This window comes from Vibrio comitans, from assembly GCA_024346835.1.
GTDB classification, from domain to species: Bacteria; Pseudomonadota; Gammaproteobacteria; order Enterobacterales; family Vibrionaceae; genus Vibrio; species Vibrio comitans.
Genome location: AP024867.1, coordinates 205,136 through 230,979, shown reverse-complemented (window position 1 = coordinate 230,979; position 25,844 = coordinate 205,136). Strand labels below are relative to the sequence as shown.

The following is a 25,844-nucleotide window of genomic DNA, read 5'->3' as shown; positions in this document are numbered from 1 at the left end:
CATGAAACTGTCTGATTTTGCAATGTATCGCCCAACCTCGGCGATAGTGTTAAACATCCTATTTATTGTGTTTGGCTTGGTTGGCGCTAGCATGCTCGCTGTTCGAGAAATGCCTGATGTAGAAAGCAGCGTGGTTTCGGTCGGTACACCCTATGGCGGTAGTGCATCATCCATTGTTGAGAGTCAAATAACCAAGCCTATCGAGGACCAACTTAGCGGCATTGATGGCATTGACTACATTTGGTCATCTTCGTGGGATGGATGGTCAGGTATTAACATTACGTTTAAGTCAGGCTATGACATGATCCAGGCGGTCAGCGATGTGCGTGATGCTGTCAGTCGAGCGCGAGGCAGTTTACCCGATGATGTGGATGAACCGATTGTGCGTAAAAACAGCAGTGAGGGTGACCCCTTCATGTGGCTTAACCTTACAAGCACCAAACACGATCGCATTGAGCTGAGTGATTATGCTCAGCGAATACTAATCGAGCGCCTAAGCTTGGTGCCGGGTGTCAGTTCCATTAACACCTCTGGCGTAATAGAACGTGTGTTGTATGTGGAGATCAACCCAGAAGACCTTGCTGCACGCCAGTTAACTACGACAGATGTAGCGCAAGCATTGCGTGCGGAGAACCTACAGCTCCCTGCTGGATACGTGAAAAATGAATCATTGAATGTGGTGGTTCGCTTAGAACGTTTGTATCAAAAAGCCGAAGATTTTGAGCAACTGCAAATTGTCGAGAAAGACGGGCAGTCCGTATTGCTAAAGGACATTGCCAATGTCTACATTGGCGCGAAAAAAGAGACCACGACCTTTAAAGCCAACAATGTTGATAGCATGGGCTTAGGTATTGTGGCCATGTCTCAAGCAAATCCTTTAACGGTATCAGAGTCTGTTCTAGATGAACTTAAATCATTACAGCACTTTTTACCTGAAGGTGTGGAGCTACACGTTGACTACGATAGTACTGTTTTTATTCGTGAGGCCATTAAAGAAGTCTACATCACACTAGGGATCACGGCTGTATTGGTCACGGCAGTGCTTTACCTCTTTTTAGGTCGGCTATCGACGACGATTGTTCCAGCGATAACCGTACCGGTTTCTCTTATCTCTGCGTTTTCTGTGGCCTATTTGTGCGGTTACTCTATTAATCTAGTCACACTGATGGCCTTGATTCTGGCGATAGGTTTGGTGGTGGATGATGCCATCGTTGTCGTAGAGAACATAGTACGACATAGGCGAAACGGCGCGCCTGCTATGGTAGCGGCGTTTAAAGGAACCAAAGAGCTTAACTTTGCTGTAATTGCCACCACACTTGTGCTGATCATGACCTTCTTGCCTTTGATTTTCCTCGAAGGGAAGCTGGGCAACATGTTCGCAGAGTTTGCGGTAATCTTGTCTGCCGCAGTGGGCTTCTCATCTATCGCGGCACTGACTCTTGGACCTGTTCTCAGTGAGCTTTTATTCCGGAAAGAACTGGAAGAGCCGAATCGAGTGTGCTTGGCCGTAGACAAGGGTGTAAGTCGTATTCAAGTTACGTATCGCAACAGCTTAGAGTCGGTTCTAAAGTGGAAGACCTTCTCGTTGTTCGTGCTTCTTGTTTGCTCTGTGGGGCTCTATTTCGTCTATCAACAGCAACAACGAGCATTTGCTCCAGTAGAAGACCGAGGGGCGGTGAACGTTTATGTTGGCGGCATAGAAGCAACCAGCTATGAGCGGATGCTAAAAAGCATGGAGCAAATTAACGACCGCCTTATGCCACTTGCCTCAGAAGATGGCCCTGTGGCTTCGCTTAACTATTCGACCCCCGCTTTTGGCACATGGGCTGATCACCAAGGCTTCTTTATTATCAGGCTAAAACACTGGAATGATAGAGATGTGAATGCTACTGAGGTGGTCAATCATATTAAAGAGCTGACCCGTGATGTGACCGATGTTCAGGTGTTTCCCTACCAACCTGGTTTTGGCGGCGGAATGGGCGAGCCTGTGCAGTTTGTGTTGCAGGGGGAGGAGTATGATGTCATCTATGAGATAGCCAAAGAGCTAGAAAAATCTGCAGAATCCAGTGGCAAGATGGATGGTATTAAGCTTGATTATAACCCGACCACTCCAGAAATTTTACTGTCAGTAAACCGAGAAGTAGCTCGCGATCTGGGCGTCAGTGTGAACGAGATTGCATCCACTCTGGAAGTGTTACTTGGCGGCGCAACAGAAACCCGCTTTGAAGAGGCGGGTGAAGAATACGACGTCTACCTTAAGGCCAATGAAGCTCAATTTAACTCCGCAGCCGATTTGAGCAAGGTGTATCTTCGCTCAAACAGTGGAGAGCTAATCTCATTAGATATACTAGTGTCTGTTAATGATGTGGCTTCTGCGCGCGGCTTATTCCATTACCAACGTAAGAAATCTATTACCCTCAAAGCAAACTTAATAGATGGAGTGACACTCGGTGGCGCTCTGAATTATCTAGAGCAGCAAGCATCATCGTTATTACCGCCGGGCTATACCTACGATTACGCGGGAGAGTCAAAAGACTATTACGATAATCAACGTGAAGTATGGCTTATCTTTGCTCTTTCTTTGTTTGTCTCTTATTTAGTACTTGCTGCTCAATTCGAAAGCTTTGTGAGCCCTACGATTGTGATGTTAACGGTACCGATAGGCCTTTTGGGCGGGTTGATTGGTATTTTGCTGGCAGGGGATAGCTTTAACCTCTATTCCCAGTTGGGAATGCTCATGCTCATCGGCATGGCAACTAAAAACGGTATCTTGATTGTCGAGTTTGCCAATCAGTTAAGAGATCGTGGTCAAGACATTAAACAAGCGATTCTTAATGCTTCAGAGCAGCGTCTTCGCCCAATTGTAATGACAGCCATGACAACACTTCTAGGCTCTATTCCCATGCTTGTTGCTACAGGTGCAGGCTCAGAGACACGCTTTTCTGTGGGTATTGTTATCTTTAGCGGCATGTTGCTCACTACAGTAGTGACATTGTTTGTTATACCGAGTCTCTATCTTTGGATTGGAGGCTATAGTCACTCTCCAGAAGCTCGTGTTACTCAGGTTAACAATTTATTGGCGGAGCATACTTAAAAGAAAGATGCATCTTGTCGCATATGGTTGTTTTTTAGTCTATAACTCAATGGCTAAGCGTATAACTGATGTTGCTTACAGAACTCACTTTCGATCTTTACGATATTGAGTTCTAGGAATACACGACAAGGAGTTTCTATGAAGTCTTTTAAGGGTGCTAAATGCAGGTTAGCTATCTTAGCATCGGTACTGATGGGGGTATCAACGGCCACGGTTGCTGCTGAAAAACCCAATATTCTGGTTATTTGGGGGGACGATATTGGGCAATCCAATCTCAGTGCTTATACCTTTGGTTTAATGGGCTACAAAACACCAAATATTGACCGAATTGCCAAAGAGGGGATGATGTTCACCGATTATTACGGTGAGCAATCGTGCACCGCAGGTCGATCAACCTTCATTACTGGACAAAGCGTTCTTCGCACTGGGCTGAGTAAGGTGGGGTTGCCTGGGGCTGAACTCGGTTTACAAGCAGAAGACGTGACCATAGCCGAAGTGCTCAAACCTATGGGCTATGCCACAGGGCAATTTGGTAAGAATCACCTTGGCGATAAAGATGAGCATTTGCCAACAGCGCATGGTTTTGACGAATTCTTTGGCAATCTATACCACCTGAATGCCGAAGAAGAGCCTGAGAATATCGATTACCCTAAAGACCCTGAGTTTCGTAAGAAATTTGGCCCTCGTGGTGTTATTAAGTCTTATGCCGATGGCAAGATTGAAGATACTGGTCCACTAACCCGTAAGCGCATGGAAACGGTCGATGAGGAGACCCTTGCTGCCGCTATTGACTTCATGGGGCGCTCAGTTAAAGCCGATAAACCCTTCTTTGTATGGTGGAACGCCACCCGAATGCACTTTAGAACTCACGTGAAGCCAGAACTCGCTGGTTCTACCGGAATCAGTAACTATGCCGATGGTATGGTCGAGCATGATAACCATGTTGGGGAACTGCTTAAAGCGGTCGATGATCTTGGCATCACAGATAACACTATTGTGTTTTATTCAACGGATAATGGTCCACACATGAATACGTGGCCAGATGCGGGCTTAACGCCGTTCCGCGGAGAGAAAAACACCAACTGGGAAGGTGCTTATCGTGTTCCAGCAATGGTTCGCTGGCCAGGCAAGATAGAGCCCGGAAGTGTATCTAATGAAATTATGCACCACATGGACTGGCTGCCCACCTTCGCTGCCGCCGCAGGTGATGATGAAATCAAAGAGAAACTAGTTAAAGGGACTACTGTAGGTAGCACCAAGTACAAGGTTCATCTTGATGGCTATAACTTTTTGCCACACCTAACGGGTAAAGAAGAGCAAGGTCGCCGAGAAGAGATCTTCTACTTTACCGATGACGGTGACCTTGCCGCATTGCGTTACAACAAGTGGAAAGTGGTGTTCCTAGAGCAGCGTTCAACAGGAACCTTGAACATTTGGGCTGAACCGTTCACACCACTTCGAGTGCCAAAAATCTTCAATCTAAGAATGGACCCTTATGAGGTTGCGGATAGAACGTCGAACACCTACTACGACTGGATGCTGGATCGCGCCTTTATGTTGGTGCCTGCACAGGCCTATGTTGGCAAGTATTTGGCTACCTTCGAGGAATTCCCGCCTAGACAAAAAGCCGCAAGCTTTAGTTTGGATCAGGTAATGGAAAAACTGCAAACCCCTCAAAATAAGTAGATAGCTACAGCAATAATTGAAGACCAGAGCCAATTATTTGGTTCTGGTCTTTCTTTTTAAGCTATTGTTGTTACAAGGAAAATCCATTCTCTGTAAGGCGAATATGTTGCAACTATTTGGCAGGAAGCTAATTTTGTTCATCGCAATGATGGGAGGAGGTCTGGCTCTACCATCTGCGCAAGCTGTAGATTCAGGTTTTGTGGGAAGCAAGGCCTGCCTTGATTGTCATCAGCAAGAGTATCAACAGTGGCTAGGTTCTGATCATGAAATGGCAATGAAGCACGCGGATGAAGCGAGTGTATTGGGAGACTTCAATAATGCACGCTTTGAATTTGCTGGGGTAGAAAATCGCTTCTTCAAAAAGGACAAACAGTATTGGGTCAATATTCAAGGTGAGGATGGTCAATACCGTGACTATCAGATCAAATATACCTTCGGCCATGATCCTCTTCAGCAATACATGGTCGAGTTTGAGGATGGCCGCGTTCAGCTAATCCCATTTGCTTGGGACTCTCGCTCTAAGGAAGAGGGCGGTCAGCGCTGGTTTCATCTCTATCCAGACCTTACACCAACCGATGAGTTTTACTGGACGAACTCTGGGCAGAATTGGAATTTCATGTGTGCCGACTGTCATTCAACGAATCTAGAAAAGAACTACGATTCTCAGAAAGACACCTATGCTACCACTTGGTCTGAAATCAACGTTGGTTGTGAGGCTTGCCACGGGAAAGGTCAGGATCATATGACGTGGACAAATGGCGATAAATCCAGTCAGGCAGCGCATTTTGGCTTTGACCGCGACCTTTCAAAAGCAGTTAAGGAGTGGGTGTTTGAAGAAAACATGCCAGCACTGCAACCTAAGAGCATTCACCCTACCGATCAAATGACAATGTGTGCTCAATGCCACAGTCGTCGTACGCAACTGACAGAAAAAGAAGACCATGTACAGAGCACCTTACTCGATCGTTATCGATTGAGCCTGATTACTCCAGAGCTCTACCATGCTGACGGACAAATCTTTGATGAAGATTATGTCTATGGTTCGTTTCTTCAATCGAAGATGGCAGACAAAGGTGTGAGCTGTACTGACTGTCACAACCCACACACGGCGAAGCTTGAAATAGCAGAAGAGGCGGTGTGTAGCCAGTGTCATTTGCCAACGCAATTTTCGCCGAAAAATCATACTTTCCACGATAAAGACTCTGAAGCGTCTCAGTGTACGACCTGTCATATGCCAGAGACGACCTACATGCAGGTTGATCCAAGACGAGATCATAGCTGGCAGATCCCAAGACCAGATCTCAGCATTCACTTAGGTACGCCAAATGTGTGTACCTCCTGTCATGAAGACCAAAGCAATGAATGGGCATCAGAGTCTCTAGAAAAATGGTTCCCCAACTCTAAACATCGAAATCAGCAACACTTCGCTGTGGCATTTTATGCTGCAGAGATCGGTTATCAAGGCGCAGAGGATGCACTGGCTTATACAGCGCAAGATAGCACGCAAAGAGACATTATCCGCGCCTCCGCCACTAGTCGTTTAGCTCCATACCAAGGTAAAAATACCACTGTTGCGTTAGCAAGAGCGGTGAAACATGACAGTGAGTTAATTCGAGTCTCTGCGGTACAGGGATCGGCAGGCTTTGAGCCGAAGGATCGTTGGCAAATACTCGTGCCATTATTGGAAGATAAAGTGCTAGGGGTACGCACTGAAGCGGCAAGTGCGTTGGTGGTCTATTGGGCAGAGTTAAATCAGCAGCAAAAACAAGCGTTAGCTAAACCCCTACAAGAGTATATGGAGATACAAGAATTTAACTCTGACAGAGGGTTTGGGCGTACCAACTTAGGAAATGTCTATCGAGCACAGGGCAATTATGAACAGGCGATTAAAGCGTATAAGGGCGCAATAGCGGTTGAACCTTACTTTGCAAATAGCTATGTGAATCTTGCTGACCTTTATCGCGTACAAGGGCAAGAGCAGAAAGTGTTTTCGACCCTTGAGCAGGGCATAAAGGCACAACCAAAATCTGGTGCACTGCGCTACAGTGCAGCCTTATCGCTTCTGCGCCAAGGCAAGAATAGTCAAGCAACTCAGTACTTGCAGCAAGCCACAGAGGTTGAGCCTGAGAATGCGCAATATTGGTACCTGTACGGTTTGTCGTTGGAATCTACAAGTGTGCCACAAGCATCTCAAGCAATTGATAAGGCGTTTAGAATCAGTGGAAACCCGCAGCAGCTTTATGCTCGATGTGAAATGTTAGTGAAATACAGTAAAGAGCCAAGTATCGAGTTCCAAGCACGTCAGTGTATAGCTGAGCTTGAGAAATACGCGCCTGCACAGGTGATAAAAGGATTGCGAGCTAAGCTATAACGATGAATCAGTATAACCATTAGTTATGTTTATCTTGCGTAGAATAGAGATATTCGATGTTTGAGGATGATTTATGAGTGCGTCACAAGAAGCGGTTGCAGCGTTAATATCTCAGGTAGAGCAGTCTGTTGTTGGACAGCAACATGTTGTTGAATCTTTAGTCTTAGGCCTTTTAACTAATGGTCATGTATTACTAGAGGGGCTTCCCGGAACAGCAAAAACCCGCTCCGTAAAAGCGCTAGCAGATGCTCTTCATTCCTCCTTTGGTCGCATTCAATTTACACCCGATTTATTGCCTTCAGATGTCACTGGTACAGAAGTCTATCAAGATGTTGCAGATGGCACTGGAATGAGTAAGCCACAGCTTCACTTCCAGCCGGGCCCAATCTTCAACAGTATTGTACTGGCTGATGAAATTAACCGTGCTCCCGCCAAGGTTCAGGCAGCGCTCTTAGAAGCTATGGCTGAGGGGACGATTACGGTTGGTGATGAAACGCACCAATTACCTGATCTTTTCATGGTATTAGCGACCCAAAACCCAATCGAGCAAGAAGGCACTTACCCTTTGCCTGAGGCGCAAATGGATAGATTTATCTTAAAAGTCACCGTCGATTATCCTGACGATGATGCTGAGATGGACATCATGCGATTGGTACGCTCTGAAGAAACCTCAAGTAATACTGATTCACAGCAACAAGCTGTCACTTCTATTGACCCAATCCATGTGCTTAGGGCAAGAGAAGAAATAGCAAAGGTCGAGGTATCAGAGATAGCGGAGCGTTATATTGTTGCTCTTGTTATGGCTACGCGCCATCCTGACCGTTACCCTGAATCAAATCTATCGCGCTGGATTCAAGTAGGCTCAAGCCCTCGCGCAACTATAGCGCTGGATAAATGCTCGCGAGCTTATGCTTGGCTCAAAGGAAGAGACTATGTGCAGCCGGACGATGTTCGAGCTGTGGCTCATGGTGTGCTTGGGCATAGACATACTCAAAGTTACGACGCATTAGCAGAAGGGATTTCTGCACAGCAGATCATTGATGAGCTTCTTGATACCGTAGCCATTGGCTAATCGCTTTGCGGAGGTAAGGTTATGAAATCAGCTCAACGTGATGCCGATGATCCTCGAATCTATTGCCAATATGCGCGCTTAGTCCAACTGCAAGGGCAGGTCGGTTCGTTCTCTTTTTTGCCCCAACTAAAGGCTGGCACTATTTTATCTGGCCGTCACCAATCCCTGTTTCGAGGGCGCGGTTTAAATTTTGAAGAGTTGCGTCACTATCAAAAAGGCGATGACATTCGCAATCTTGATTGGAAGGTCACAATGCGCACCGGTAAGCCACACGTTAGGGCTTACACAGAAGAGAAAGATCGCAATGTTATCTTGTGTGTTGACCAGCGCTCCAGTTTGTTCTTTTCCTCTATCGAAGTAATGAAATCAGTGGTTGCTGCCGAGATTGCGGCTCTAAGTGCTTGGCGAGTGCTGAAAGACAGTGATCGTGTGGGCTTTATCATAGCTAGACCTGCGCACATTGATTGGTATAAGCCGCAGCGCAGTCGCTCACATTTACTACACCGCTTGAATTGCCTTGCCGAGGCCAATCAGTCTCTTAATGTTTCGTCGAAAGACGGCGAGTCTGCATCATTTAGTCAGTTGATTTCATTTGTTACCCGCGTCGCAACCAAAGGTTCGACGGTCATAGTACTCAGTGACTGGCATGGGGCTAAGGAGTCAGACTTAGATAGGCTTCAGCAACTTCAGATGCACAATGACGTGCTTACGGTGCTGATCTCTGATCAACTGGAACAAGAGCTTCCTTCTCGTTCTAGCTGGGTGATGGGAGATGGCACCCATCAGCTTAATATCAGTGAATCAGCAAAGCTTAAAAAAGCCAATCTCGGATTGAAGCAGCATCAAGAACTCAAGAAGAGCCAACTGGTGCGTTTGATGGCAGCAAGAGGATTACCTTTAATTCAGTTGGATACATCGGGCAATCACCTAGAGCAATTTAAGCGTGGTATGGGGGCACATCGATGACAGTTCATACCCCGCCGCAAAGCTACATGCTGCGAGATATTGTCGAGGTATCAGCAGCCCCGTCAGTCAGTTGGATGCCTCAAACTATCGGTTGGAAAGTTGTTGGCGTCATTGCGCTTGTCTGCATACTCGTTTGGGCATACAAAAGCTTTACGGTTTGGTGGAGCAACCGGTATCGAAGAGAAGCCATGGCGAGTCTAAATTTGATATTTGAGGCATGTAAAAGCGTGGAGTCGACGGATAGTGCCTATCGGCAACAGATCTCTCAAGATGTGTATGGCGTATTGAAGTTGGTGTTATCGGCGGTGAATCCGCAAACACCTTCGTTGTATGGACTGCCTTTTCTCCAATCTCTTGATGCTCAGACTCAGCCAATACACGATATTTTCGAAAGCAAATGGTCACACTGGCCAGATTCCCTGCTTGTGAAGCAAAATGCTCTTACTAAGGCGGAGCTACTTGATCTGATTGCTGATAGCCAAGGGTGGGTGAAGCAACACGCTGCATTAGCGAAAAACGTCCAAGGAGAGATGAGCGATGCTTGATTCATCTCTGGAGTTAGTGCATCCCTATTGGTTGTTGGCCTTGCCACTGCCACTGCTCGTGCACTGGTTAATACCTGCCTATCGTACTAAGCAGTCAGCGATTAAGGTGCCTTTTTTTGATGTTTTGTTAAAGGCCCTAGGAGAGTTACCCAGTGAGGGGGCAAGCCAACTACGCCCTTCATTGTGGCAGCGATGTATCCTGGTAATGTCATGGTGCTTGGTGATCTTTGCCTTGTGTAAACCGACGATTCTCGGTGAGCCTCAAACACGTGAACGCTTAGGGCGTGACGTAATGGTGGTGGTTGATTTGTCAGGCTCCATGGCTGAACAAGACTTTACCTCGCAAAGTGGGGACAAAATTTCTAGGCTCGATGCCGTCAAAGAGGTACTTGCAACATTCGTCGAATCGAGAAAAGGCGACCGACTGGGGCTTATCTTGTTTGGGGATGCCGCTTTTATTCAAACACCATTTACGGCAGATCAAGCGGTATGGCTTAACCTGCTTGTGCAAACTGACGTGGGTATGGCAGGGGCAAGTACCTATTTAGGTGATGCCATTGGTTTAGCTATCAAGGTATTTGAAAACAGCGCCAAAACTAGCACAGAACAAGCACGAGAGAAGGTGGCGATTGTACTGACCGATGGCAATGACACAGGAAGCTTTGTCGAGCCAATAGATGCTGCCAAGGTTGCCAGTGCGAAGGGGGTGAAGATCCATGTAATTGCCATTGGCGACCCTGCGACTGTGGGTGAACAGGCCCTTGATATGAAAACTATTGCCCGTATTGCCTCAGAAACCGGTGGTGAAGCTTTTGAGGCGTTAGATAGAGAAGCTTTAAACCGAGCTTATGAACAAATTGGAGAGCTTGAGCCGCAACTCTATGAAAGCTCGACCTATCGACCGAAAACCAGCGTACATGCTTATCCAATTATGCTGGTGGTAGTGCTGTACTTGATTGCCTTCATTGTCAGCACCGTTAAGCGAATGACGAGAGCGAGTACTAATGAGAATTCCAAGGAGAGAAGCGATGTTTGATTCTCTTTTGTGGCAACAAGTATTCACTCAATTCCACTTTATTAGACCGCTGTGGTTGCTTGCCCTTATTCCTTTAATGGCAGTGGTTTATCTGCGTTGGAAGCATGAGACAGTCGGCAGTTGGCAAAGCTTGTTGCCAAATCACCTAAGAAAGTCGTTGACGATTGGGGATATGGGGTGGCGAAAGCAACTGCCTCTGAAGTTGCTATTTATCTCTATGTTACTCGCCATTATTGTTTGCGCTGGACCCACTTGGCAAAGAGCACCATCCCCTTTTGGCGAAGATAAGGCTTCGTTACTGATTGCTTTGGATAATAGCGCCTCGATGCTAAATGAAGACTTGCCGCCAAGCCGGTTAGAACGCTCAAAGCAGAAGGTGCAGGATCTATTAACACTTCGTGGTGGCGGGCAAACGGGTTTAGTCGTGTTTTCAGGCACCGCTCATCTCGCCATGCCCTTAACCAAAGATAGCTCTGTATTTGCTCCTTTCTTAGCGGCGATAGAGCCCAGCATAATGCCTGTTGAGGGAAAAAAAGCAGACAGCATCATAGCGCTTATCGAAGAGCAATTAGCCACGGATAAAGCGGGAACCGTGCTACTGATTAGTGATGGTATTACGCCAAACAGTCTTGAGCCACTTGCTCAGTACTTTAATCAAAGCCGTCATCAATTGCTTGTACTGGCAGCGGGTAACCCGCAGGTGCAAAGCAGTAATCCAATGGATCTTAACTCGTTAAAGCAACTAGCGAGTGATAGTGGCGGGAGCGTAGAGGTGATATCCATTGATGATGCCGATATTCGTGCATTAAACCAGAAGATTGAACGGCACATGCAGCTTAACAATGAGTCAGCAATGCCTTGGCAAGACATGGGTTATTACTTGTTGGTGCCAATCTCTTTATTGCTGCTATTTTGGTTCAGAAAAGGATGGCTCGTTCAATGGACGCTACTGTTTTGTATCCTAACGCCGACTCTGATGATTAATGATGCTAATGCGTCTCTTGAGATGCACAAAGCAGAATCCACGGAAACTAACGCCGAAATAACGCGGTGGGACAGGGTTTCTCAAATGTGGGCTGATCTTTGGCTGACCCCAGATCAGCAAGGGCAGTGGCACTTTAATCGGCAAGATTACCTTGAGGCTGCGATTCATTTTCAAGATCCTCTTCGTAAGGGGATTGCTTATTACTATGCTGGTGAGTTTCAACTGGCGCATGCTCAATTCTTAAATGCAGATTCAGCGCAGGCACTGTTCTATGCAGGCAATGCGCTAGCTCGGCAGCGAGAGTACCTTAAAGCCAGAGATTTATTCGCTTATTTGCTAGAGCAAGATAAGTGGACGTTATCGGCAAAATTTTCCGAGGATGTGGAGCACAACTTGCAAGCAATGCAGGCTATCGTTGATGAGGTCAATCGACTTAGCGAGAGCCAAGCAGGTACCACAGATGGCCCTGAAGACTCAATGGAGTTGGGCGATAAACCACAAACAGGGGATGGCGCAGAAGACCAAGCTGTAGCGGCAATGATGTTGAAAGAGACGCTGAATGCAAATGAGATATTGGGCAGTGATGAACTTGCGGACAAATGGCTACGCAAAGTGGAGTCTGATCCTAAGTTTTTTCTAAGAGCCAAGTTTCAAATTGAGTTAATTAATCGTCAAAGCGAGGAGGTAAGTAATGCCAAGTAACTTATGGCGATTTATCCTGACCGCTTTTGCCTTCATCGTGTTTTCGGCAAGCAGTGTTGCCAATGAAATAACTCAGTTGCAGCGCAGTGGCGGCGTGCAGATAAAAAGTTGGCTCAGCAATCATCAAGATGAGAAACAAACGGAACAGGTCAGTATCAATGAGCAACTCACCCTGTATATCGAGGTATCGACACCTCGCTGGTTTACAGGAGGAACTCGAATTGGGGCCATTGAAATACCGGATGTAATCGCCAAGCAACGCTCGCAACTTGCGGTAAATTACGCAGAGAAGCGAAAGGGAACGACGTGGTCAGTGCAGTTGTGGGAGGTCAATCTATACCCGCAAAAGAGCGGAGAGTTTGTTATTCCGCCTCTTGCTGTGCAAGTTCAAGTGTCCGTTGAAAGTGGCGTGAATGTAAAAGGTAATCTCTACACAGACCCTCTGCGATTTACCGCTAGTCTGCCAAGCGGGCTGCTGACGGAAGAGACACCGTGGATCAATAGCCCGCAAGCCCAAATAAGCCAGCAATGGCAACAGTCTAATCAAGACTTGAAGGCAGGGGATACTATTACCCGCACCATCACCGTTCAGGCAACAGATACATTATCGGTGTTATTACCCCCAATAATGGCGTCTGACAGCGAAAATACGCGTAACCGCTATCAAGCGTATTCAAAGCCAGTGAGGTTATCGGACACGCAAAATCGCGGCCAATATCGGGCACAAAGGGTTGAGGAAGAGGTCTATGTATTGCAAACCGGAGGTGAGCTCACCTTCCCAGGTTATGTAATTTCTTGGTGGGATCCAAATCAACGCGAATTGCGCGAATTACAAATTGAGGGGCAGTCTTTCAAGGTATCTCACACCTTCTCGTCAATGTTACGCTACTATAAAGATAACTTGCTGATTACTCTGATTCTTTTCACTGTAATTCTCGGATTGTATTTAGGGTTAAAACGTTACTATAAGAGGCAACCCAAGCCTGCGTGGTGGCTGTTTATGCAAGAATTGCTCGGAGGAAATGAGCAACGAATCAGAGCCAGTTTATATGCTCGGTTGCGGTCTGAATCGGGTTATCTACAACTGAGTCAGTTGTCGCAGTCCGATGAATGGCAAATTCTGGCAACACAAATTCAAAATGAAAAGATCTTCTTTATTAAGGGATGTTTTCTATGGCGAAAAATAGCAAGCCTAGCTGCTCAACAAAATAAACAAAAGCCATCGCATTATCGCGCCTTACCGCAACTGGCAAGGTTAAATGAGCGCTATAAAGCACCTAAATAAACACTATAGGAACCTATGAAAAGTACGGAGCTTAATTTAATTCCTTTCTTTGTCGCGGTGTATGAAGAAAACAGTATGTCTAAAGCGGCGAGTCGTCTTGGAGTGAGCCAACCGGCCGTCAGTAAGGCGCTTAAACGTCTTAGGGAGATCTATGACGATCCTCTATTTCATAGAAGTCCATCAGGTGTTAAGCCCACGACCTTTGCTGAGGACATTTACCCAGCGTTATCAGCGTCATTTAAAAACTTTACATCGACGCTATCGGCAACTCGAGATTTTGATCCAAGGGTTTCTGAACGTATTTTTTCCATTGCCTGTATCACGACCATTGCTTATCAATTGATGCCTGAGCTTTTGATAAAGATTAAGTCAAAAGCGCCAAATATTGACCTTGAGGTACACCCGCTCTTTACTGAGGATCATGAAGCTGATTTGCGTTTGCAACGATACGATTTGGTGATTGATATGAGGCCTATAGAGAGAACTTCTCTCAAAATGGCAAAATTGGGTAGAGAGTCGATTACAGTGATCGCTCGAGAAGATCACCCTAGGTTATCAGGTGAAATAACATCTGAAGAATTTTTGAATGAGGGACACATCGCGGTATCACGCTGGAAAAGCAGAAGCGCGCTGTTGTCTAATCACCATTTTCAAGATTTGAACAAACGAAAGATAGTATATCGCTCACCGGGTGTGTTAGAGATGTTACCTGTTGTGTGTCAATCGGACTACGTTGCACTTTTTCCAGAGTCGGCAGTGGATACGATGGCAAAGCATTACCCAATTCAGAGGTTAGAAACCCCATTTCTAGATATTTCTGAAGATATTTGCATGCTGTGGCATCCAAGTAGGACAACCGAAAATGGCCATAAATGGCTGAGAAGCCAAGTGCAGTCAGTTTCAAAGGTGATTTTTAAAGAATAGGGCTAGGCTTAGCCTAGTATGGCCCGCTTGGTATTATCACTCCTTAACAATACCAAGAGAGTCATTAGTCTATGTGTTATAGGCTATGCCAGCGTTTACCCGCTTCGAATCCGACGAGCGACGACATACGTTCTAGGTATATCGATGGAGTGCACTGGGTATTTGCTTGTGTTTCTGTGAACTGATTGAAAAACGATTTATAAATCGTGAACATATCTTCGTTCGTACCAGAAAGACTTTCTTCTCTTGCGATCTTCCTTGCTTTTTGTGTCAGGTAGCTCTCAATTACGCTTGATTCGCCACGAAGCAAAGCGTGCTTGTTGATCCAGCCTAGTTCGCCATTAGCGATGTCAGCGTTAATAGAGCTTTTAAGCAATGATAGTTTGGATGTATCCATTGATGCATTCCTACTTAGTAGTTATCAAAAGAGCACTTTTTCAGCAATAGCGACTGAAAAAGAACGGCGCATCCTAAATCCAGAATGGTCAGTCGTCTACAAAATTCACACTAATTTACATTTATACCCATAAAGTAGTATGTAATTGATTGTGCTCGCGATTGTGTGACTTTTCTTAATTGGAAAGGGGTTGTATACTCGCAAACACTTGTCGGAGTGCCATAAGGCTGAGACCGTTAACTCGGGATCCGTTGAACCTGATCAGGCTAATACCTGCGAAGGGAACAAGAGTAGAGATCATACCACCACAGATCTCTATCCCCAGATCATAGCTCTATCTGAGTTATGGTCTTTCTTGTTGCATCCATCCGCCAAGCATTTGATAACCCTTAATTAATAGGAAAAATGCTATGTCGACACGTAAACAAGCTAGGCTAGACGCGAAACACTTTATCGATTCATTGTCTGTTGAGCCGTACCCTAACTCTACTAAGTCATATATTCAGGGAACTCGCCAAGATATTCAGGTGCCAGTCCGCGAAATTGCCCTTGCAGATAGTCTGGTAGGTGGCACTAAAGAAGCCCCTATATTTCAACCCAATGATCCCATTCATGTCTATGACACCTCAGGTGTTTATACTGACCCAAAGCACACCATTGACCTTTATAGCGGCTTGCCAAAGCTGAGAGAGCAATGGATAGAAGAGCGTTGTGATACTCAGTTACTAGACGATGTTAGCTCGGTTTACACCAAATCCCGCCTAGAAGATGACACTCTCGATGACTTACGTTACGGAAATCTTCCGCGTATTCGTCGAGCTAAAGATAACCAGTGTGTCACCCAGCTTCACTATGCACGACAAGGCATTATTACTCCTGAGATGGAGTACATCGCTATTCGAGAGAATATGGGTAGACAGAAGTTTGCCGATGAGCAATTAAACCATCAGCATCCGGGTCATAACTTCGGCGCCAACCTGCCTAAAGAAATTACCCCTGAATTTGTTCGCAAAGAAGTTGCCGAAGGTCGCGCGATTATCCCTTCTAATATTAACCACCCAGAAGCTGAGCCTATGATCATCGGGCGTAACTTTTTAGTGAAGGTGAACGCCAATATAGGAAACTCGTCGGTCAGTTCCTCTATTGAAGAGGAGGTTGAGAAGCTGGTGTGGTCTACACGCTGGGGCGCAGATACGGTGATGGACCTATCCACAGGACGAAACATCCATGAAACTCGCGAGTGGATACTACGAAATAGCCCAGTGCCTATTGGTACAGTCCCTATGTATCAAGCATTAGAAAAAGTGAATGGTATTGCAGAGAATCTTAACTGGGAGGTAATGAGAGATACCTTGATAGAGCAAGCTGAGCAAGGTGTGGATTACTTCACCATACATGCAGGCTTGTTGCTTCGTTACGTGCCGATGACGGCAAAACGCGTTACTGGTATTGTCTCTCGAGGTGGTTCAATTATTGCCAAATGGTGCTTAGCACACCATCAAGAAAGCTTTTTGTACACTCACTTTAGAGAGATCTGTGAAATTTGTGCCAAGTATGACGTGGCACTATCTCTAGGTGATGGACTGCGTCCGGGCTCGATTGCCGATGCCAACGATGAGGCTCAATTTGCTGAATTGCGCACACTTGGAGAGCTTACTAAGGTGGCTTGGGAATACGATGTTCAGGTAATCATCGAAGGTCCAGGACATGTGCCTATGCATATGATTCAAGAGAATATGCAGGAGCAACTTGAGCATTGTCATGAAGCGCCATTTTACACCCTAGGTCCACTGACTACCGATATTGCACCAGGCTATGATCATATTACATCTGGTATCGGAGCCGCTTTGATTGGCTGGTATGGCTGTGCAATGCTTTGTTATGTCACACCCAAAGAGCACTTGGGCTTGCCAAACAAGGAAGATGTGAAAACTGGTCTTATTACGTATAAACTTGCCGCTCACGCTGCCGATCTTGCAAAGGGACATCCTGGAGCGCAAATACGTGATAACGCCTTGTCTAAAGCGCGTTTTGAGTTCCGCTGGGAAGATCAGTTTAATCTTTCACTAGACCCTGATACCGCACGTGCTTTTCATGATGAAACCTTGCCACAAGAGTCAGGTAAGGTAGCTCACTTCTGCTCAATGTGCGGACCTAAGTTTTGTTCAATGAAGATCTCTCAGGAAGTTCGAGAGTACGCTAAGGATACAAAGCAGGTAGCCGAAGACCAAATGCTAGAAATAAAGATGCTGGATAACCCACTAGAGGGGATGCGCCAGAAATCGAAAGAGTTCCTAGATACGGGTGCAGAGCTATACCATCCTAAAGAAACCGTTTAATAAACAAAGGCTACTCCGCGTTATTTAGCTTGGAGTAGCCTGAACTCTTGTTTGCTAGTTTTAGGTTAGTCAGCGCTAACCACTTCTTTTAATACGTTACCTGTTGTGCCACTTGGAGGGGTAATACCTAATACATTCGATAACGTTGGCGCGATATCGTAGGGTGTAATGGCACGCTCAACTTTTTGTGCCTTGGTATTATATCCTGCAAAAATTACCGGAACATAAGTGTCGTAGCTCCAAGGAGAGCCGTGAGTTGAAGCTACGGTCAGGCCATCCATATCATTGATGTAGGTGCGAGGTGCAAATACAAGGTAGATATCTCCAGAGCGGTTAGGTTGATAATTGTTGCTCACTAACTGGTTAATGTGAGTGTTTGCCAAGCGACCTGCAGCCACATCTGAGCTCGTCACAGCATAAGCTACCCCTTCAATCTTCATCGCTTCTTCTGCAATCGCGGTTTGCAGATCAGAAAGGTTGATCTTGTTTTGTTTTACCACTTCGTGGTTTAGATAAACATAGGGCTGTGCATACAGCCTAAAGATCTCTTCACCCACACCAAACTCATCCTTAAGGCGTTGCTTTAGAGCGTCGGTAAGCAAAGTTTTCTTATCGAAGTAATTTGCACGTTTCAGACCTAAAGATGCCGCCACTGGGGAGGCTTCAGGAGCACCATGGTCTGCCGACAATACAACCAGAGTGTTGTCCAAGCCAACGTGATGGTCGATGTCTTCCAACAAGGCTTTTAAGGTGCGATCTAAACGGATCAGGTTATCTTCTGCCTCTAAACTTGATGGGCCGTACAGATGCAAAACGTAGTCATTGGAAGAGAAGCTGACCGCTAAGTAGTCGGTCACATCTCCAGAGCCTAACTTTTCTTGTTGAAGTAGGGTTCTAGCAAAGTCCGCAGTCAGTTCATCCCCGGCAGGGCTTACAGTTAACATGGTTGAGTAATACTTAAAGCTTGCAGGCCCATATGGGTGAGGGAAGGTTCTTTGGAAGCCTGCTAAATCAAACTTTTGCTCCTGCGATACTTCTTCTAACGTGTATTTGTCTCTGTCTAATGCCAGTTCCCAGCGCTTGCCAGAGTACTGTGCGGGAATATTCTTTTCGTTCCAACGTTCCACCCAAGCAGGATAAGAGTCGTAATAGTAGTCACTGGTTACAAAGTCAGAAGTCGCCTTTGAAAACCAAAATGCTTTGCCAGTATGTCCCGCTAACGAGATCGCGCCGCGATCTTTAATTGAAACGCCAAACACCTTAGATTTACCGCTATTTGAGATAGTGAGTTCATCGCTGAAGGTAGAGACCAGAATCGGGGTTGGAGAGCGGCCATCTTTAGTTGCAGCACGCTGAGTGGGGTCGATTTCTGTAGATTTATTCACATCAGCGCCACTGGTCAGCAGGCTGTAATCGCCATCTTCTACGTTATAGATCAAACGTTCGAGGCCTCGGTCATACCACACATTGCCGACCATGCCATGCACAGAAGGCGGCGCACCGGTAGCAAGAGATACGTGGCCTACAATAGTTTCTGTATTACCGTGTTGATAGTGAGCATTGGTGTAATACACACCTTGATCCATAAGGTAACGAAAACCGCCCTCCCCAAAGTTGTGTTTATATCTTTCTAATAAATCCCCACGTAAACCATCTACGGTGATCTGCAGCACAAGTTTCGGTTTGCTCTCAGCCGAAAAAGCAGGAGAGCTGATAAGGCCAAGACTGATAAGGCTTATCGCGCAGTAGCGTTTTATCATTAGGGTATTTGTCCTTGAGTTAAATTAGCGAGCGTCTCTAACTAGACGCAGTCCCATATCCGACATAATTATAGACTGGCTAGCAAAGTCTCTTCGGTAGTTTTCAGATTCATTGGCGGCATAGGAAAAACTACCCCCGCGAACAGACTTATGGGCAAGCCCAATATCGGTATCTTGTGCGTTGTTTGGGTTGAGTATTGGTGAATTGCGATAAAATGTGGCTTCATAGGCATCGATGGTAAATTCACCTACGTTGCCGGTCATGTCATATAGCCCCAACTCATTAGGTTTTTTCTGTCCTACACGATGCGCTCGGTTGTTGGCATTGCCTGCATGCCATGCGACATCATCGATGTTGTTGGAGCCACTATAAGTATATCCCTTCGAGTTATTGCCCCCACGCGCCGCAAATTCCCACTCCGCCTCGGTAGGCAGTCGGTACTTTTGACCTGTAATTTTATTGAGTTTTTCGATGAAGTAATTAGCTTGCTGCCAACTTAAGTTATTGACTGGGATTTGAGGGTCTTTGAAGAAGCTTCTTGAATGCCCCATGACCTCTTCAAACAAAGACTGTGTGACCTCGAATTTAGAAATATAAAAGCTATCTACACTCACTTGGTGCGCAGGTTGTTCTGAGGCATTGGCCTCATCGGAATCAGAACCCATGAGATAAGCGCCCCCAGCAACGAACACCATGTCGGCTTCGATCTGATTGGTGAGAGGGTGAGGTTCAAATAGTGAGCATCCTGTCATTGTTAACACTAGCGTCCATGCTAATAAAGGGCGAAAAGTCGTCAAACGCAGGTTCATATTTGGTCTCTGTCAAAAAATGAGACATTAGTTTAACAATGCGTCATTTTCCAAATGGTTATATGCGCAATAACAAGCCTTTGATATAACCAAAAGTTAAAATAGAGCTGTTTTTGGCATCCAAGATAACGGTATCGATATGTTGTTGACTCAAGGCCCACAATTTAACGGCAAACCTTCTAAGCGAATGCATGTAATGGCTAAGCCCATTGGTGCTGCGTGCAATATTGATTGCAACTACTGCTATTACCTAAGCAAGCAAGACCTGCTGGACTATAAAAAGGGCTGCTCCCCAGAGATGAGTGAGCACGATCTTGAGCAATATATTAAGCAGTATATCGAAGCTCAAAATACACCAGAGATCATTTTTTCATGGCAGGGTGGAGAACCGACATTATTGGGGCTCCCTTACTTTGAAAAGATCGTTGAACTGCAAAAAAAGTATCAGCCTGTTGGCGTAAGCATCTCAAACGATCTGCAAACCAATGGTACCTTGCTAACTGCTAAGTGGTGTCAGTTCTTAAAAGAGAATAACTTTTTGGTGGGCCTCAGTATTGATGGCCCAGCCATGTATCACGATGCCTACCGAACCAATAAAGCAGGGCGCGGTACGCACAAACAAGTTATGGAAGCGGTTAAACTGCTTCATGAATATCAGGTGAGCTTTGCTACGTTAACCTGTATCAACAACCTTACCAGTCGTAATCCTTTAGAGGTTTATCGATTCTTGCGCGACGAAGTAAAGTCGCCACAAATGCAGTTCATCCCGATTGTGGAACAAAAATCCTTTCGTGATACCGCCCCACAAACATGGCAAGACGATCTACAACCGCGTCAGGGTGATAAACGCCTTATCCCCGGTTCAAAAAACTCTGTTATGGAGTCTTGGTGCGTGTCGGATGAGGCATGGGGTAATTTTCTTATCGCTGTGTTTGATGAGTGGGCGAGTCGTGATGTCGGCAAGGTATTTGTTCAATATTTTGAAGCCTTTGTCGAGACCTGGATGGGACGCAGAAATCCACTATGCACACTAGGAGAGTTCTGTGGTAAAGGTTTGGCGATGGAGCCAACAGGCGATGTATTTGCTTGTGACCATTACGTTTATCCAGAATACAAAATTGGCAATATCCATGTTGATAAATTGGATGACCTAGCATTCTCGAGTAAACAACAGAGCTTTGGGTTTAATAAAACCAAGAGCCTGACAGAACAATGCAACAAGTGTGATTATAAGTTTGCTTGCTTTGGTGAGTGCCCAAAGAATCGCTTCATTCGCACCCGTTCAGGTGAGCCAGGATTGAATTATCTATGTGCTGGCTGGCACAAATTCTATAAGCATGCTGATCGCTCCATAGCACACATATTAAGGGTGATGGGTTACCCCGTAGCGCATGGCAAGTTTAGCGATAAAATAGTGCGAGAGGCGCTGTCTCAACCACAGCCAAACAATACTTTTGGTGCCAAATTTTGATGAGTAGAAGACTGAATATCCTAGTTGCTACAACCGCTATGGTAGTTTCTCTGCTGCTAGCTGCACCTTCTAGTGCTGCCAATCAAACAGCGGAGCAGTTGTCGTATATAGCGCAGGATAAAAGCAATAGCCGTTCTGAACGTATTGAGGCACTAGAGCAACTTGCTAGCTTTCCAAGTCAGAGTGCCCTTATCGCTGTTGCTCGGGGGCTCAAGGACAATCACCATGACATTCGGGAAGCCTCCGTTAGAGCAACGGCGCCATATCAATTGACTCATCGCTGGCGTCTACTATCGCCTTTGATGGACGATTTGGTGCTAGATGTAAGAATGGCGGTCGCTGAAAACCTAGTTGTTGATTACGTTGAAATGAATGCGGTTCAAAGGCGACAGTTTGATCCTTTATTCGATGACTGGGCTTCTACCTTGATTCTTGAAGATAGCGAAGCGTCTATGATGGCATTAGCCCAAGGCTATCTGTACATTCGTGACTATGACGTTGCGAGAAATGTCTATGGTAAATTGATAGAAGGTTCAGAGGGGGGAGTGGATGCATGGATTGGGATTGCTGAAAGCTATCGTCTTAATCAGCAAGATGAACAGGCATTAGCGGTTATCAATGAGGCGTTAATTGCTTACCCTAACGAGCCAAGCCTGTTGTACGCAAAGTCTTTGACGTTGGTGAGGCTGAACAAGCCACATCAGGCAGCACAGAGCATGAATAGTGCCGCTAAGATCGCAAAAACCAATAGCCAGTATTGGTATGTCAATGGCGTGCTTCAGGAGGCTTATGATAAACAACTGGCCTTGTCTTCATTAAAAAAGGCTTATCAAATATCAGGTCAGCCAGAGCAACTTTATGCAGTATGCGATTTTAAGATTCGTCACTCGGATAATAAAGCGGAGGTATGCCTGATGCAGTTAGAAAAAATCGCACCACCGCATGTTGTTGCCAACCTACGAAGCCGAATTGAGCAAAGGGACGTTGTTACGAATTAATGCTCGTTTAACGTTTTTGCACAGTTTCCCAAAGCGTCTAATGTCATCGAAGTTAGGCGCAGTGCCATCGGAGATATAGTGTTCCCAGTAGCTTAGCTCGGTATCGACTAGTTCCATGAGTTTTTTAGGGCAGCCAACACAATCAGTCCCCGTACCACAGACAAAGGTTTCATCTTCGTACAGAGGCAACTCGAGCTTCACTTGTTCGATAAGGTTATGCATTGCAGTGTGGCGATCAGGTTTGCGAGGGAGCATGGCTAATATTTGCGCGACTTAAAAGCTTATAATAATACAAATAACTAAGTTGTGTAGCGATATTTGCATAAAAAGGCCTGTACCCTCAGTTTGAAAGCACAGGCCTACAAGGCTAATTTCTGTTAAAGGTGGAAATTAAGCAGCTTCCGCTTGCGCAGCGCAATTATCATGTTCAACACGCTTGTCCAGTGCGCCGCTAAAGCGAGTTAACAGTAGAGCCACAATGACTACTGCACCGCCAATCCAAGGCGTATGCATCAAGCCAAGGCTTTCGTGAGCAACGATCATACCGCCGCCCCATGAACCCAGTGCAATACCTACGTTAAAAGCAGCAATATTAAGACCTGATGCTACATCAACAGCTTCTGGTGTATGTTTCTCTGCAAGGCTTACCACGTAAACTTGTAGACCAGGTACATTACCAAAAGCAAATGCTCCCCAAACCAAAATTGTCGCAACAGCCGCAATTGAGTTGTATGCGGTAAAGTTAAATACAAACAATACAGTGGCTAATCCCGAAAAGATCACGGTTAGCGCTTTTACAGGCCCCATCTTGTCAGCCATTTTACCGCCCCAGATGTTACCAATCGCCACTGATACGCCGTACACCAACATGATGATGCCGATGGCACTTGGGTTAAAGCCGGATACATCTTGCAAGATAGGAGCAAGGAAGGTAAACGCGGTAAACGTACCGCCGTAACCTAGCGCTGTAATCGCATACACCAGCAGTAGGCGGGGCTGAGTTAATACCTTTAACTGCGCTGATAGTTTTGCCGCTGGTGGTTGTTTTAGGTTGTTTGGTACAAGTAGAGCACTACCAATTAATGCGATAAGACCTAGTATTGCTACAATCAAAAACGTTGCCTGCCAGCCAAATGTTTGACCAATATAGGTTCCGAGAGGCACACCCGTCACCAGAGCAACGGTTAAACCCGTAAACATGATTGCGATAGCACTTGCGGCTTTCTCTTTAGAGACCAAACCTGTTGCGATAGTCGAACCGATGGAGAAGAACACCCCATGAGCAAGGCCCGTTAAGATGCGAGCAAGTATTAAGGTGTTGTAGCTCGGCGCCTGCCATGCCAAAAGGTTACCCGCGACAAAAAGGCTCATTACGGCAAGCAGTACTTTTTTGCGGTTCCACTTACCCGTAAGCGCGGTTAGCACTGGAGCACCAATCGCCACGCCAAGAGCGTAAAGACTAACAAGAAGTCCTGCGGAAGGAACCGACACGTTGAGGTCAGCAGCCATAGTAGGAATCAGCCCTACAATTACGAATTCTGTTGTTCCGATTGCGAACGCGCTTAGCGTTAACGCGAGTAATGCTAAAGGCATAATTCTTCTCTCTCTATGCTGATACGGTGTGTATCAATCGATGGAGTGGATTATTCAGCAAAACTGATTTGTGAAAAATAGTGTCTTTGACAAATTACTTTTGTGATTTTTGAAATAATCTTGAAGGGTAGAGCTTAGCGAGCCCAAACTTTGAGAGTTTTGGGCTCAATGAGAGTAACGGTCGAGATTGGAATTATGTAGCGAAAATGTGCGACTTTCTCGCATAGCAATAGCATTGCTAATAAAGTGGATTTTGTGAGTTGCCTAATTATTTAGAAATAAAATCTGGCTTGTGCAAAATAAGAGTGTCGATCTTGGTCAAATAGGTTTTGATAACGATACTCAAGTCCTAATCCCAAATTATGGCTAACTTTATACACGGCATTGATCTTTGCCTCGTGCATGCCTTCGTCTTCAAAGCCTAGGTAGTAACCATAGTTAGCTATTAGATCCCAGTTACCAAAGTTGTCAACAAAGGTGACACTTGGGCCATAGATGACGTCTTCTAAATGGCTTTTGCCTTCGTCTGATTTGTACTCTGCATACCAGTAGCCTATTTTTCCGCCAATATAGAAGTCGTAGTCTTTATTTTTCGTTAGGTTATAGTCTAAGCCTATTCTTGCTATATGTTCTTGATATTCATAGGTATCATTCTTGTCTTCAACCAGATTTCCATCGTATTGACCCGAATAAATTAGCCCATTCGCAATAGACTTCTGTGCATAAACACCCATGGTGGTACCTCGCTCTCTAACATCATCTACCTTGGTATGCTCTATGGTAGATCCTCCAATTGAAAGCGTTAAAAAGTCGGTGTTTGTCTTAGCATAGGCGTGGGAAGCAAGCAGTATGCTTGAACTAATAACAATCAGAATTTTGGTGCTCAAACTAATATCCTTGTGTACAAAATACGATGAATTTATCGCAAGAATATCGAATAAATAATAGAAATCTAGAACAAAAAATATAGGGGAAACAAGCGATTAGGAGAGGATGTTAACGGTGGGTGTCGGTAAGGAATGATAAGAATAAGCCCGAGAGGGTTAGCTAACAGAGCGCTAACATCTCGGGCTGGCTTTTCACTATGGCTGCTGTTTAGTCGGCGCTAGCGCAATCTCGCGAATACAGACGTTTTGAGGCTGTTGGAATGCGAACAGAACTGCGCGAGCTACGTCATCAGCGGCTAGTACGCCACCCATGTCTTCTTTCCATGAGTCGTAGCCGTCTTTGATCTCTTGAGACGAGGTGTGAGATAGAAGCTCAGTTTCTACAGCTCCAGGCGCGATAGTAGTGACACGAACGTTGTCGGCAGCCACTTCTTCACGAACATTCTCAGAAATCGCGTGTACAGCGAATTTAGTACCGCAGTATGCTGCGTGGTTAGGGAACGTTTTCTTACCTGCAATTGAACTTATATTGATGATAGTGCCGCTGTTGCGAGACTTCATTGGTGCAAGCACAGATTGCATACCGTTAAGTAGGCCTAGTACATTCACATCGAACATACGCTTCCATTCTTGTGCATCTTGGGTGTCGATTTGACCAAGAAGCATAGTACCTGCGTTGTTAACTAATCCGTCTACAGGGCCAAACTGCGCTTCTGCTTTTGCAATAGCAGCTTCAAATGAACCTTGGTTGGTAACATCCACTTTTTCACATAGTGTGTTTGGAAGTTGAAGGGCTTCAAGTTTCTCCACGCGACGTGCAAGAAGAAGAAGAGGGTGCCCTTCATCACTTAGACGACGTGCAATCGCTTCACCGATACCTGAACTTGCGCCAGTAACAACAATAAGTTTTTTCATCACTCTTC

Annotated in this window: 20 protein-coding genes and 1 riboswitch; of the genes, 13 read left to right on the top strand and 7 right to left on the bottom strand. The window is 45.7% G+C overall.

Annotation, left to right across the window (positions count from 1 at the left end):
- Position 1: 1 nt before the first annotated feature.
- The 10 genes from OCU46_RS14865 to OCU46_RS14820 all read left to right on the top strand — a co-directional run bounded on the left by OCU46_RS14865 (position 2) and on the right by OCU46_RS14820 (position 14,666).
- Positions 2-3,094: an efflux RND transporter permease subunit gene (locus tag OCU46_RS14865; RefSeq protein ID WP_141272841.1), complete on the top strand. Its 3,093-nt coding sequence runs from the start codon at positions 2-4 to the stop codon at positions 3,092-3,094.
- 138 nt (positions 3,095-3,232) lie between these two features.
- On the top strand, positions 3,233-4,780 hold the full coding sequence (locus OCU46_RS14860) for an arylsulfatase (protein WP_141272843.1): 1,548 nt from the start codon (positions 3,233-3,235) through the stop codon (positions 4,778-4,780).
- A 103-nt stretch (positions 4,781-4,883) separates the two neighbouring features.
- Positions 4,884-7,151 (top strand): tetratricopeptide repeat protein, encoded by a 2,268-nt coding sequence (locus tag OCU46_RS14855; RefSeq protein ID WP_141272845.1) that lies wholly within the window; start codon positions 4,884-4,886, stop codon positions 7,149-7,151.
- Positions 7,152-7,224: 73 nt separating this feature from the next.
- Positions 7,225-8,223 carry an AAA family ATPase gene (locus OCU46_RS14850; RefSeq protein ID WP_141272847.1) on the top strand — a complete coding sequence of 333 codons (999 nt, stop codon included), beginning with the start codon at positions 7,225-7,227 and terminating at the stop codon, positions 8,221-8,223.
- Between the two features lie 21 nt (positions 8,224-8,244).
- Entirely contained in the window at positions 8,245-9,189 is a 945-nt protein-coding gene (locus tag OCU46_RS14845) for a DUF58 domain-containing protein (RefSeq protein WP_141272849.1), read from the top strand.
- Entirely contained in the window at positions 9,186-9,734 is a 549-nt protein-coding gene (locus OCU46_RS14840) for a DUF4381 domain-containing protein (protein ID WP_141272851.1), read from the top strand. Before OCU46_RS14845 ends, OCU46_RS14840 begins: the two co-directional genes overlap by 4 nt.
- Positions 9,727-10,770 (top strand): vWA domain-containing protein, encoded by a 1,044-nt coding sequence (locus tag OCU46_RS14835; protein ID WP_141272853.1) that lies wholly within the window; start codon positions 9,727-9,729, stop codon positions 10,768-10,770. Before OCU46_RS14840 ends, OCU46_RS14835 begins: the two co-directional genes overlap by 8 nt.
- Complete coding sequence (locus tag OCU46_RS14830; RefSeq protein WP_141272855.1) at positions 10,763-12,457, top strand: VWA domain-containing protein; 1,695 nt, start codon at positions 10,763-10,765, stop codon at positions 12,455-12,457. Before OCU46_RS14835 ends, OCU46_RS14830 begins: the two co-directional genes overlap by 8 nt.
- On the top strand, positions 12,447-13,742 hold the full coding sequence (locus OCU46_RS14825) for a BatD family protein (protein ID WP_141272857.1): 1,296 nt from the start codon (positions 12,447-12,449) through the stop codon (positions 13,740-13,742). Before OCU46_RS14830 ends, OCU46_RS14825 begins: the two co-directional genes overlap by 11 nt.
- A 15-nt stretch (positions 13,743-13,757) precedes the next feature.
- Positions 13,758-14,666 carry a LysR family transcriptional regulator gene (locus OCU46_RS14820; protein ID WP_141272859.1) on the top strand — a complete coding sequence of 303 codons (909 nt, stop codon included), beginning with the start codon at positions 13,758-13,760 and terminating at the stop codon, positions 14,664-14,666.
- 76 nt (positions 14,667-14,742) lie between these two features.
- Here OCU46_RS14820 and OCU46_RS14815 read toward each other — a convergent pair whose 3' ends face one another.
- Entirely contained in the window at positions 14,743-15,063 is a 321-nt protein-coding gene (locus tag OCU46_RS14815; RefSeq protein ID WP_141272861.1) for a hypothetical protein, read from the bottom strand.
- A 202-nt stretch (positions 15,064-15,265) separates the two neighbouring features.
- Positions 15,266-15,364: riboswitch (TPP riboswitch) on the top strand.
- 109 nt (positions 15,365-15,473) lie between these two features.
- On the opposite strand from OCU46_RS14815, the gene thiC reads away from it, so the two are divergent.
- Complete coding sequence (gene thiC / locus OCU46_RS14810; RefSeq protein ID WP_141272863.1) at positions 15,474-17,402, top strand: phosphomethylpyrimidine synthase ThiC; 1,929 nt, start codon at positions 15,474-15,476, stop codon at positions 17,400-17,402.
- Between the two features lie 65 nt (positions 17,403-17,467).
- Here the strand turns inward: thiC and OCU46_RS14805 are convergent, their stop codons facing one another.
- Both OCU46_RS14805 and OCU46_RS14800 read right to left on the bottom strand, forming a co-directional pair.
- Positions 17,468-19,162 carry an alkaline phosphatase family protein gene (locus OCU46_RS14805; RefSeq protein ID WP_141272865.1) on the bottom strand — a complete coding sequence of 565 codons (1,695 nt, stop codon included), beginning with the start codon at positions 19,160-19,162 and terminating at the stop codon, positions 17,468-17,470.
- Positions 19,163-19,186: 24 nt separating this feature from the next.
- Positions 19,187-19,972, bottom strand: a complete 786-nt coding sequence (locus OCU46_RS14800; RefSeq protein ID WP_141272867.1) for a formylglycine-generating enzyme family protein — start codon at positions 19,970-19,972, stop codon at positions 19,187-19,189.
- Positions 19,973-20,111: 139 nt separating this feature from the next.
- On the opposite strand from OCU46_RS14800, the gene OCU46_RS14795 reads away from it, so the two are divergent.
- Together OCU46_RS14795 and OCU46_RS14790 are read left to right on the top strand one after the other, a co-directional pair.
- On the top strand, positions 20,112-21,443 hold the full coding sequence (locus tag OCU46_RS14795; protein WP_141272869.1) for an anaerobic sulfatase maturase: 1,332 nt from the start codon (positions 20,112-20,114) through the stop codon (positions 21,441-21,443).
- Positions 21,443-22,441: a tetratricopeptide repeat protein gene (locus tag OCU46_RS14790; RefSeq protein ID WP_141272871.1), complete on the top strand. Its 999-nt coding sequence runs from the start codon at positions 21,443-21,445 to the stop codon at positions 22,439-22,441. Before OCU46_RS14795 ends, OCU46_RS14790 begins: the two co-directional genes overlap by 1 nt.
- Here OCU46_RS14790 and OCU46_RS14785 read toward each other — a convergent pair.
- The 4 genes from OCU46_RS14785 to OCU46_RS14770 form a co-directional block, all read right to left on the bottom strand.
- A complete protein-coding gene (locus tag OCU46_RS14785; protein WP_141272872.1) occupies positions 22,400-22,696 on the bottom strand; it encodes a hypothetical protein in 297 nt (98 codons plus the stop codon). The genes OCU46_RS14790 and OCU46_RS14785 overlap by 42 nt on opposite strands.
- Before the next feature lie 135 nt (positions 22,697-22,831).
- A complete protein-coding gene (locus OCU46_RS14780) occupies positions 22,832-24,034 on the bottom strand; it encodes an MFS transporter (protein WP_141272874.1) in 1,203 nt (400 codons plus the stop codon).
- A gap of 272 nt (positions 24,035-24,306) precedes the next feature.
- Entirely contained in the window at positions 24,307-24,921 is a 615-nt protein-coding gene (locus OCU46_RS14775) for a hypothetical protein (protein ID WP_141272876.1), read from the bottom strand.
- Between the two features lie 195 nt (positions 24,922-25,116).
- A complete protein-coding gene (locus tag OCU46_RS14770) occupies positions 25,117-25,836 on the bottom strand; it encodes an SDR family oxidoreductase (RefSeq protein WP_141272878.1) in 720 nt (239 codons plus the stop codon).
- Positions 25,837-25,844 lie beyond the last annotated feature (8 nt).

Bases quoted from the DNA above. Each gene is read 5' to 3' on its own strand.
- OCU46_RS14865 (WP_141272841.1), top strand. From the start codon at position 2: ATGAAACTGTCTGATTTTGCAATGTATCGCCCAACCTCGGCGATAGTG.
- OCU46_RS14860 (WP_141272843.1), top strand. From the start codon at position 3,233: ATGAAGTCTTTTAAGGGTGCTAAATGCAGGTTAGCTATCTTAGCATCG.
- OCU46_RS14855 (WP_141272845.1), top strand. From the start codon at position 4,884: ATGTTGCAACTATTTGGCAGGAAGCTAATTTTGTTCATCGCAATGATG.
- OCU46_RS14850 (WP_141272847.1), top strand. From the start codon at position 7,225: ATGAGTGCGTCACAAGAAGCGGTTGCAGCGTTAATATCTCAGGTAGAG.
- OCU46_RS14845 (WP_141272849.1), top strand. From the start codon at position 8,245: ATGAAATCAGCTCAACGTGATGCCGATGATCCTCGAATCTATTGCCAA.
- OCU46_RS14840 (WP_141272851.1), top strand. From the start codon at position 9,186: ATGACAGTTCATACCCCGCCGCAAAGCTACATGCTGCGAGATATTGTC.
- OCU46_RS14835 (WP_141272853.1), top strand. From the start codon at position 9,727: ATGCTTGATTCATCTCTGGAGTTAGTGCATCCCTATTGGTTGTTGGCC.
- OCU46_RS14830 (WP_141272855.1), top strand. From the start codon at position 10,763: ATGTTTGATTCTCTTTTGTGGCAACAAGTATTCACTCAATTCCACTTT.
- OCU46_RS14825 (WP_141272857.1), top strand. From the start codon at position 12,447: ATGCCAAGTAACTTATGGCGATTTATCCTGACCGCTTTTGCCTTCATC.
- OCU46_RS14820 (WP_141272859.1), top strand. From the start codon at position 13,758: ATGAAAAGTACGGAGCTTAATTTAATTCCTTTCTTTGTCGCGGTGTAT.
- OCU46_RS14815 (WP_141272861.1), bottom strand. From the start codon at position 15,063: ATGGATACATCCAAACTATCATTGCTTAAAAGCTCTATTAACGCTGAC.
- thiC (WP_141272863.1), top strand. From the start codon at position 15,474: ATGTCGACACGTAAACAAGCTAGGCTAGACGCGAAACACTTTATCGAT.
- OCU46_RS14805 (WP_141272865.1), bottom strand. From the start codon at position 19,162: ATGATAAAACGCTACTGCGCGATAAGCCTTATCAGTCTTGGCCTTATC.
- OCU46_RS14800 (WP_141272867.1), bottom strand. From the start codon at position 19,972: ATGAACCTGCGTTTGACGACTTTTCGCCCTTTATTAGCATGGACGCTA.
- OCU46_RS14795 (WP_141272869.1), top strand. From the start codon at position 20,112: ATGTTGTTGACTCAAGGCCCACAATTTAACGGCAAACCTTCTAAGCGA.
- OCU46_RS14790 (WP_141272871.1), top strand. From the start codon at position 21,443: ATGAGTAGAAGACTGAATATCCTAGTTGCTACAACCGCTATGGTAGTT.
- OCU46_RS14785 (WP_141272872.1), bottom strand. From the start codon at position 22,696: ATGCTCCCTCGCAAACCTGATCGCCACACTGCAATGCATAACCTTATC.
- OCU46_RS14780 (WP_141272874.1), bottom strand. From the start codon at position 24,034: ATGCCTTTAGCATTACTCGCGTTAACGCTAAGCGCGTTCGCAATCGGA.
- OCU46_RS14770 (WP_141272878.1), bottom strand. From the start codon at position 25,836: ATGAAAAAACTTATTGTTGTTACTGGCGCAAGTTCAGGTATCGGTGAA.